Source organism: Streptomyces sp. NPDC037421 (assembly GCF_055602105.1).
This window is the reverse complement of sequence record NZ_JBVJWV010000073.1, coordinates 1-8,833: the sequence shown is the minus strand read 5'-3', so window position 1 is coordinate 8,833 and position 8,833 is coordinate 1. Positions and strand designations below refer to the sequence as shown.

The following is an 8,833-nucleotide window of genomic DNA, read 5'->3' as shown; positions in this document are numbered from 1 at the left end:
TACGGCCGAGTACGAGCTGCGCTCCTCCGCCTTGCGATGCACCGCACCAGACCCCGCGGCCTGATCCACGAAGATCGCCCGGACAGGACCTAGGCCGCCAGTCCGTACACCTGCCCGTACACCTGCCCCGCGTACAGTCCGAGCGTGGAAGACCAGAACCCGCAGCCGCCCCACCGCCCCGGCTCGCCCGTCCGCTCCGGGATCCCCGAGCACGGCCGCATCCCCAAGTACTACGCCGTCAAGGCCCGTATCGCCGACCTCCTCGACGAGCTCGGCGAGGGCGGGCTGCTGCCCACCGAGCGCGATCTCGCCGAGCGGTACGAGGTGGCCCGCGAGACCGTACGCCAGGCCCTGCGCGAGCTGCTGCTCGAAGGCCGGCTGCGCCGCTCCGGACGCGGCACCGTGGTCGCCGGCCCCAAGCTGGAGCAGCCCCTCTCCCTCGCCAGCTACACCGAGGGGGTGCGCCGCCAGGGCCGCCGCCCCGGCCGCAACCTCATCGGCCTGGAGCGCTTCCCCTGCCCGCCCGACCTCGCGCCGGGCATCGGCGCCGAGGCGGGCGAGCCCGTCTGGCACCTGGAACGGGTCCTGCTCGCCGACGACGAGCGCGTCGGGCTGGAGAGCACGTACATCCGGGTGGCCCGGGTCCCCCACCTCGACGTCGATTTCCAGCCGGACTCCTCCTTCTACGGCTACCTCCACGACAGCCTCGGCGTCTCCTTCGGGGACGCGGACGAGAAGCTGGAGACCGTCCTCGCCACCCCCCGCGAGGCCCTGCTGATCGGCACCCCGCCCGCGCTCCCGATGCTGCTCATCCACCGCTTCTCGCGGGACCGGGACGGCCGGCCGCTCGAGCGGGTGCGTTCGCTCTACCGTGGCGACCGGTTCAGCTTCACGACCCACCTGCGGCCCGAGTAGCCCGCAAGGGCCCAGAGCGAACCACCCTCAATCGCCCCAACCAGGACCAATCAAAATCACGGAACGATAACGGGTCTAGTCCAAGCGTCGAGGGCTGTTCACTGCCCCGTCGCCCCAGTGATCCCCCCGGGTCACGGACCGCGCCCACCGTGGACGCCGTGAGAGTCATAGTCGTCGGAGGCGGCGTGGTCGGCACCATGCACGCCTGGCAAGCAGTCCAACGCGGCCACGAGGTCGTCCAGATCGAGCGCGAGGCGGAGGCGCGCGGCGCCTCACTGCGCAATTTCGGCCAGATCTGGGTCAGCGGCCGGGCCGGGGGCGAGGAGCTCGACACCGCCCTGCGCGCCCGCGAGCTCTGGGAGCGGATCGGCGCGGAGGTGCCCGGCCTGGGCTTCCGCGCCATCGGCTCCCTCACCCCCGTACGCAACGCCCGCGAGTACGCGGTCGCCGAGGCGGCCGCCGCCCGCCCCGACGCCGCCGCCCGCGGCTACGAGCTGGTCACCGCCGCCCGGGCCCGCAAGCTCAACCCGGCCCTGCGCGGCGCCTTCGAGGCAGCCCTGTGGTGCGAGCGCGACGCGGCCGTCGAACCGCGCACCGCCCAGCTCCACCTCCGCGAGGCCCTCCGTGCCTCCGGCCGCTACACCTTCGTCCCCGGCCGCGAGGTCCGCGACCTGGCCGGCCCCGGCGCCGTCCGCGACGACCACGGTGACGTCCACCGCGGCGACGCCGTCGTCCTCGCCACCGGAGCCTGGCTGTCCGGCCTGGTCCGCGAACTCGCCCCCGGACTGCCCGTCCGCCGCGTCCGGCTCCAGATGATGCAGACCGCCCCGCTCGGCGAGCCGCTCACCACCTCCGTCGCCGACGCCGACAGCTTCCGCTACTACCCCGCCTACAAGAGCGCCGCCCTGGACGAGCTCAACGCCGCCCAGGCGCAGACCCCCGTCGCCGCCGCGCACAAGATGCAGCTGCTGATGGTCCAGCGCCAGGACGGCGGACTGACCATCGGCGACACCCACGAGTACGAGCACCCCTTCGCGTTCGACACCCTCGAAGACCCCTACGACCACCTCACCCAGGTCGTCGAGTCCTTCCTGGGCCGCCCCCTGCCGAAGATCAGGCACCGCTGGGCGGGCGTGTACGCGCAGTGCACCGACACCACCCGCGTCGTCCACCGCCAGCAGGTGGCCGACGGCGTCTGGCTGGTGACCGGACCGGGCGGCCGCGGCATGACCTGCTCGCCCGCCATAGCCGAGACCACCGCGAACGAACTGGGCTGGTGAGCCGAATGACCGAAACCCCCACCGACACGAACGCCCCCACCGGCACGGACGCCCCCACCGGCACCCCCACCGGCACGGGCCGCAGGCTGGTCGTCCTCGACATGGCCGGCACCACCGTCGCCGACGGCGGCCTCGTCGAGCGCGCCTTCGAGCGCGCCGCCGCACGCCTCGGCGTCGAACCGGGCACCCCCGCCCACGCCGAGAAGCTCCAGTACGTCCGCGACACCATGGGCGAGTCGAAGATCTCCGTCTTCCGCCACCTCTTCCGCACGGAGGAACTCGCCCGGCTCGCCAACTCCGCCTTCGAGGAGGCGTACGCGGAACTCGTCGGCGGCGGCCTCGTCGCCCCGCTCCCCGGAGCCCGCGCCGCCGTCGAGGAGCTCCGCGCCGCCGGCCACACCGTCGCCCTGACCACCGGCTTCGCCCGCGTCACCCAGGACGCCATCCTCGACGCCCTCGGCTGGCAGGACCTCGCCGACCTCACCCTGTGCCCCGCCGACGCGGGCGGCCGCGGCCGCCCCTACCCGGACATGGTGCTGGCGGCGTTCCTGCGCACCGGCGCGGTGGCCGACGTGCGCGAGAGCGTCGTCGCCGGCGACACGGCGTACGACATGCTCAGCGGCCGCCGCGCCGGCGCCGGCCTCGTCGCCGGAGTCCTCACCGGCGCCCACGACCGCGCCACGCTGACCGGGCACGGCGCGACCCACGTCCTCGGCTCCGTCGCCGAACTCCCCGCCCTCCTCACGGAGCCGTCGTGAGCGGCATCCGCTTCGACTCCGTCTCGGTCGCCTACCACGGCACCACCGTCCTGGACTCCCTCGACCTGACCGTCGAGCCCGGCGAGGTCATGGCCCTGCTGGGCCCCTCCGGCTCCGGCAAGACCACCGCCCTGCGCGCGGTCGCCGGTTTCGTCCGGCCCGCCTCCGGGCGGGTGCTGATCGGCGGCCGGGACGTCACCGCGCTCCCGCCGCACAAGCGCGGCATCGGGATGGTCGTCCAGCAGTACGCCCTCTTCCCGCACATGCGCGTCGAGGACAACGTCGCCTTCGGGCTCAGGGCGCAGAAGGCCCCCAAGGCCGAGATCCCCGCACGTGTCGCCGAGGCCCTGGAGATGACGGGGATGGCCGCCTACGCCCGCCGCTACCCCCGCGAACTGTCCGGCGGCCAGCAGCAGCGCGTGGCCATCGCCCGGGCGCTCGCCATCCGCCCCGGCGTCCTCCTCCTGGACGAGCCCCTCTCCGCCCTCGACGCCCAGCTGCGCTCCGGGATGCTGGCGGAACTGGCCCGGCTGCACCGCGAACTGCCCGAGGTCTCCATCCTGTACGTCACCCACGACCAGGTCGAGGCGCTGACCCTGGCCGACCGGATCGCCGTCATGGACCGGGCCCGCCTCCAGGACTGCGGCACCCCGCAGCAGCTGTACCGGGCGCCGCGCACCGAGTTCACGGCCTCCTTCGTCGGCAACGCCAACCTGCTGCCGGTGACGGTGGCCGACGGCGGCGCGGTCTTCGCGGGCCGTCCGCTGGCCCTCGACGCAGGCCGCGCGGCACCGGGTTCCACCGCCACCCTGTGCGTACGCCCGCACCTGCTCGGGCTCGGCGAGGGGCCGAACGCCCTGCGCGGCACGATCACCGAGGTGCAGTGGCGCGGCTCGACGCACCGGCTGTACGTGGACGTGGGCGGGCACCGCGTGAAGGCGGACCTGCCCGAGCTGAGGGAGACCCCGGCGCTGGGCGACGAGGTGACCCTGCACTTCGAGCCCCGCGACGCGGTGCTGCTGGCGGCGGGGGTGTCCGATGCCTGAGACCGCCCCGCCGGCGCCGGCGGCCCCGGCGCGCGCGGTCGTACCGGTGCCGGCGCCGGCGCCGACCGCCCCCGGCCCCCGCCCCGCGGCCCCGCGCGCGGTGTGGGCACTGCCCCCGGTGGCGGTGCTCGCGCTGGTGTTCCTCTACCCCCTCGCGCTGGTCGTCCAGCAGTCCTTCACCCCCGAGGACGGCGGCGGCCCCCTCGACGCCTACTCCGCCGTCTTCGCCTCGAACGCCTTCCGGGAGGCCCTCGGCACCACCGTCTGGCTGGCCGTCGGCGCCACCGCCGGCTGCCTCCTGCTCGGCTTCACCCTCGCCCTGGTCATCGCCTTCGTGCCGTTCCCCGGGGCCAGGGCCGTCGCCAAGTTCATCGACGTCTTCCTCTCCTTCCCCTCCTTCCTCGTCACCCTCGCCCTGCTCTTCATCTACGGCACGGTGGGCATGGCCAACGGCGTCTGGACCGACGTCCTCGGCGTCGCCGACGGCCCCTTCCGCTTCCTCACCACCCCCTGGGGCGTCCTCCTCGCGGAGATCACGTACTTCACCCCGTTCGTGATGCGCCCGCTGCTCGCCGCCTTCTCCCAGCTGGACACCGCTCAGCTGGAGGTCGCCGCGGGCCTCGGCGCCCGCCCCGCCCGGATCGTCCGGCAGGTGATCCTCCCCGAGGCCCTGCCCGCCCTGGCGGCCGGCGGCAGCCTCGTGCTGGTCATGTGCCTCAACGAGTTCGGGATCGTCCTGTTCACCGGCGCCAAGGACGTCACGACCCTGCCGATGCTCGTCTACGGCAAGGCGATCCTGGAATCCGACTACGCGGCCGCCTGCGTGGTCGCCGTCGTCAACATAGCCATATCCGTCGGTCTGTTCGGCCTCTACCGGGTGGTGGGCAAGCGTGCTGGTGCATAGCAAGGGCGGCCGCTGGGCCGCCTGGGGCCTGTTCGGCGTCCTCTTCCTGCCCCTCTTCGCCCTGCCCCTCCTCGTGGTGGTGGCCGCCTCCTTCGCCACCCACTGGTCCGGCGCCTTCCCCTCCGGCCCGACCACCGGGAACTACGCCGCCGCCGTCCGCGGGGAATCCCTCCAGGCCCTGACCACCTCCCTGGTCACCGCCCTCGCCGCGAGCCTGCTCGCGCTCACCGTCGGCACCTGGGCCGCGCTGGCCGCCGCGTCCCTCGGCAGGCGCGGGAAGCGGTGCCTGGACGCCCTGTTCGTGCTGCCGGTCGCCGTGCCGTCCGTGGTCGTCGGCCTCGCCGTGCTCGTCGCCTTCAGCCGGCCGCCGGTCCTCCTCAACGGCACCGCTTCCATCGTCGTCCTGGCGCACACGGTCCTCGTCACCGCGTTCGCCTACCAGTCGGTCTCCGCCGCCATCGTCCGTCTCGACCCCGCGTACGAGCAGGCCGCGGCCTCCCTCGGCGCCCGTCCCGGCTACGTGCTGTGGCGGGTCCGCCTCCCGCTCCTGCTGCCGTCCCTCACCGCGGCCGCGGGACTCTGCTTCGCCCTGTCCATGGGCGAGCTGAGCGCCACGATGATGCTCTACCCCCCGGACTGGATGCCCCTCCCCGTCCGGATCTTCACCGCCACCGACCGCGGCTCGCTCTTCGGCGGCTCCGCCGTGGCCGTGGTCCTGATGGCCACCACCCTGCTGGTGCTGCTGGCCGTCTCCCGCGTCCGCACCCGCGCCTCGTACCGCTGATCCCCCTCCAGCTCCTCCCGTCCCCGCAGACTCCCTTTCCCCGTAAGGAAGTTCCATGACCGGCAAGCTCGTCCTGCGTTCCGCCGCCGCCCTCACCGGCAGCCTCGCCCTCGCCGCCTCCCTCACCGCCTGCGGCGGCTCCACCACCGCCGGCGGCCCCGACGCCGGCAAGGGCGGCGGCGAGAAGACCGTCACCGTCTACAGCGCCGACGGCCTCAAGAGCGACAAGGGCGACGGCTGGTACGACAAGGTCTTCGCCGAGTTCACCAAGAAGACCGGCATCGAGGTCAAGTACGTGGAGGGCGGCTCCGGCGAGATGGTGCAGCGCGCCGTCCGCGAGAAGACCAACACCCAGGCCGACGTGCTGATCACGCTGCCCCCCTTCATCCAGCAGGCCGACGGCAAGGGACTGCTCCAGGCGTACGCCCCGCAGGGATCCGACAAGGTCAACGGGGCCGACAAGGCCCCCGACGGCAAGTGGACCTCCGTCGTCAACAACTACTTCGGCTTCGTCTACAACAAGAAGGAGCTCGGCCAGGCCCCCAGGACCTGGGAGGAACTGCTCGACGCCAAGTACAAGGGCAAGCTCCAGTACTCCACCCCCGGCGTCGCGGGCGACGGCACGGCCGTCCTCATCAAGTCGATGCACGACTTCGGCGGCAAGGAGCCGGCGATGGAGTACCTCAAGAAGCTCCAGGCCAACAACGTCGGCCCCTCCTCCTCCACCAGCAAGCTCGCCCCGAAGACCGACAAGGGCGAACTGCTCGTCGCCAACGGCGACGTCCAGATGAACTTCGCCCAGTCCAAGTCCATGCCCAACCTCGGCATCTGGTTCCCCGCCAAGGACGGCGGCAAGCCCACCACCTTCGCCCTGCCCTACGCCGCCGGCCTGGTAGCCAAGGCCCCGCACGCCGACAACGGCAAGAAGCTCCTCGACTTCATGCTCGGCGAGGAGGCGCAGAAGCAGGTCAGCGAGATCGGCGGCGGCTTCCCGGCGCGCTCCGACATCAAGCCGACCGACGCCAACGCCATCGAACTCACCAAGCTCATGACCGGCGTCGAGGTCTTCCAGCCGGACTGGGCCGACATCGACAAGAACCTCACCGCCCACGTCGACGCGTGGAAGTCCGCGACCGGAAGCTGAGCCTTAACCCCGCGGCCACCCACGGCCGCAACAGTCACCAGTGCATAACGGGTCTGGACCGAGATCTCCCCTCCGGTCCGGGCCCGCCGCACGTCCGCGTGCATCCCGCTCGATCCGCCGCGCCTTCCCCGACGCTCCTGGAGGAGCACGTGTCCACTGTCCCGTCCGGACGCACCCTCGCCGTGGCCGCCACCGCCACGGCCCTGATCGCCGCCACCCTCGGCCTCGGCACCACGGCCGCCGCCACCCCCAACCCCACCGACCCGGCCAAGGCGGCGGCCGAGGCCGCGGCCAAGGCGGCCGCCTCCGCCCCTGCCCCCGCGGCGGCGCAGGCCACCACCGACAAGGTCCTCGTCATCGGCCTCGACGGCATGGTCCTCGACCGCGTCAAGGCCGCCAACGCCCCCCACCTCAACGGCCTGATGGCCGAAGGCCTCACCGCCCGCAGCACCCTGTACGCGAACCCGATGGCCGCCACCTCCTCCGGCCCCGGCTGGTCCACCATCGCCACCGGCGTCTGGCCCGACAAGCACGGGGTGAAGGACAACTCCTTCACCGGCAAGAACTACGGCGCGTACCCCGACTTCCTGACCCGTGCCGAGAACGCCAAGCCGTCCCTCAACACCTACGCGGCCGCCGACTGGGAGCCCATCACCTCCACCGACCAGAACGGCCCGATCTTCTCCGCCAAGGTCGACAAGCGGCTCTCCCTCAAGGGCGACCGCGACGGCTACGGCAACGAGGACCCGAAGACCGCCGCCGCGGCCGCCGCCGAACTCCGCGACCAGAACCCGGACGCCGCCTTCGTCTACCTCGGCCAGGTCGACTCCGCCGGCCACTCCTACGGCGCCGCCAGCCAGCAGTACCTCGACGCCGTCGGCCGCGTCGACGCGCTGGTCGGCCAGCTCCTCACCGCCGTCAAGGCCCGCCCCTCCTACGCCCAGGAGAACTGGAAGATCCTGGTCACCACCGACCACGGCCACACCGACGGCGGCGGCCACGGCGGCTCCACCATCCAGGAACGCGGCACCTTCGTCATCGCCAAGGGCGCGGGCATCCCGGCCGGCTCCGTACGCGAGGACGTACGCCTCACCGACGTCGCCGCGACCGCGCTCGCCCAGGTCGGCGTCACCACGGCCGCCCTGGACGGCGTACCGCTGAACACCCCCGACGGCGACCCCTTCGACACCCTGCGCCCCAACCTCCAGGCGCGCGTGGACGAGACCGGGATCCCCGCCGCCACCAAGGGCTTCACCCACACCCCGCCCGCCGGCTGGTCCGTCGACAACTCGAAGATGGGCACGGGCGGAGTCACCGAATGGGCCGGCTGGGCCTTCGCCACCGACGAGTTCTGGAGCCAGGCGCAGCGCGACCAGTGGCGCGAGCTGAACGTCCGCTCCCGCGACGTGTTCGCCGTCGCCGACTCCGACGAGTGGGACGACAAGGCCCACACCGGCACCTTCGACTCCACCCTGATCACCCCCAAGTGGGCGGTCACCGGCGGCACCACGCGCACCCTGGACTTCCAGACGCACTACCGCCACGAGACCGGCCAGAGCGCCCAGGTCCTCGTCTCGTACAACGGCGGCGCCCCGACGGTGGTGAAGACGTACACCGCCGACGCCGTCGCCAAGGCCGAGTCCCTCACCCTCCAGGTCCCGGTGGGCGCCACCGACGTCCAGGTCCGCTTCCGCTACAGCGGCAGCAACAACTGGTACTGGACCGTCGACAACGTGAGGCTCGGCTAGGAGGTGCCCGACCCTGATCCGCCGGACACCCCCTAGACCGTCCGGGGCGGGGGGGGGGGGGGGGGGGGCAGGGCGGGGGGGGGGGGGGGGGGGGGGGGGGGGGGGGAGGAGAAGGGGGGGGGGGGGGGGGGGGGGGGGGGGGGGGGGGGGGGGGGAGGGGGTGGGGGTGGGTGGGGGGGGGGGGGGGGGGTGGGGGGGGGGGGGGGGGCGCGGGGGGGGGGGGGGAGAAGAGGCAGCGGACGCCTGTGGCCATT

General features: G+C 73.2%; 8 protein-coding genes. All 8 read left to right on the top strand.

Annotated elements, in window-relative coordinates; translation table 11 throughout:
* The first annotated feature begins 144 nt into the window (after positions 1 to 144).
* The 8 genes from ACZ7IF_RS39040 (at position 145) to ACZ7IF_RS39005 (ending at position 8,579) form a co-directional block, all read left to right on the top strand.
* The gene (locus ACZ7IF_RS39040; protein ID WP_470981772.1) at positions 145 to 915 is read left to right on the top strand and encodes a GntR family transcriptional regulator; all 771 of its coding nucleotides are present in this window, start codon (positions 145 to 147) and stop codon (positions 913 to 915) included.
* 158 nt (positions 916 to 1,073) lie between these two features.
* Positions 1,074 to 2,195 (top strand): TIGR03364 family FAD-dependent oxidoreductase, encoded by a 1,122-nt coding sequence (locus tag ACZ7IF_RS39035; RefSeq protein WP_470981770.1) that lies wholly within the window; start codon positions 1,074 to 1,076, stop codon positions 2,193 to 2,195.
* A gap of 5 nt (positions 2,196 to 2,200) precedes the next feature.
* Positions 2,201 to 2,953: a phosphonatase-like hydrolase gene (locus ACZ7IF_RS39030; protein ID WP_470981769.1), complete on the top strand. Its 753-nt coding sequence runs from the start codon at positions 2,201 to 2,203 to the stop codon at positions 2,951 to 2,953.
* Entirely contained in the window at positions 2,950 to 3,999 is a 1,050-nt protein-coding gene (locus tag ACZ7IF_RS39025) for an ABC transporter ATP-binding protein (protein ID WP_470981767.1), read from the top strand. Before ACZ7IF_RS39030 ends, ACZ7IF_RS39025 begins: the two co-directional genes overlap by 4 nt.
* Positions 3,992 to 4,903 carry a 2-aminoethylphosphonate ABC transporter permease subunit gene (locus ACZ7IF_RS39020; RefSeq protein WP_470981766.1) on the top strand — a complete coding sequence of 304 codons (912 nt, stop codon included), beginning with the start codon at positions 3,992 to 3,994 and terminating at the stop codon, positions 4,901 to 4,903. The genes ACZ7IF_RS39025 and ACZ7IF_RS39020 overlap by 8 nt, the downstream gene beginning before the upstream one ends.
* A complete protein-coding gene (locus tag ACZ7IF_RS39015; protein WP_470981765.1) occupies positions 4,890 to 5,687 on the top strand; it encodes an ABC transporter permease in 798 nt (265 codons plus the stop codon). Before ACZ7IF_RS39020 ends, ACZ7IF_RS39015 begins: the two co-directional genes overlap by 14 nt.
* Before the next feature lie 55 nt (positions 5,688 to 5,742).
* Positions 5,743 to 6,831: a 2-aminoethylphosphonate ABC transporter substrate-binding protein gene (locus tag ACZ7IF_RS39010; protein WP_470981763.1), complete on the top strand. Its 1,089-nt coding sequence runs from the start codon at positions 5,743 to 5,745 to the stop codon at positions 6,829 to 6,831.
* Positions 6,832 to 6,980: 149 nt separating this feature from the next.
* Entirely contained in the window at positions 6,981 to 8,579 is a 1,599-nt protein-coding gene (locus ACZ7IF_RS39005) for an alkaline phosphatase family protein (RefSeq protein ID WP_470981761.1), read from the top strand.
* Positions 8,580 to 8,833 lie beyond the last annotated feature (254 nt).

Bases quoted from the DNA above. Each gene is read 5' to 3' on its own strand.
- ACZ7IF_RS39030 (WP_470981769.1), top strand. From the start codon at position 2,201: ATGACCGAAACCCCCACCGACACGAACGCCCCCACCGGCACGGACGCC.
- ACZ7IF_RS39020 (WP_470981766.1), top strand. From the start codon at position 3,992: ATGCCTGAGACCGCCCCGCCGGCGCCGGCGGCCCCGGCGCGCGCGGTC.
- ACZ7IF_RS39010 (WP_470981763.1), top strand. From the start codon at position 5,743: ATGACCGGCAAGCTCGTCCTGCGTTCCGCCGCCGCCCTCACCGGCAGC.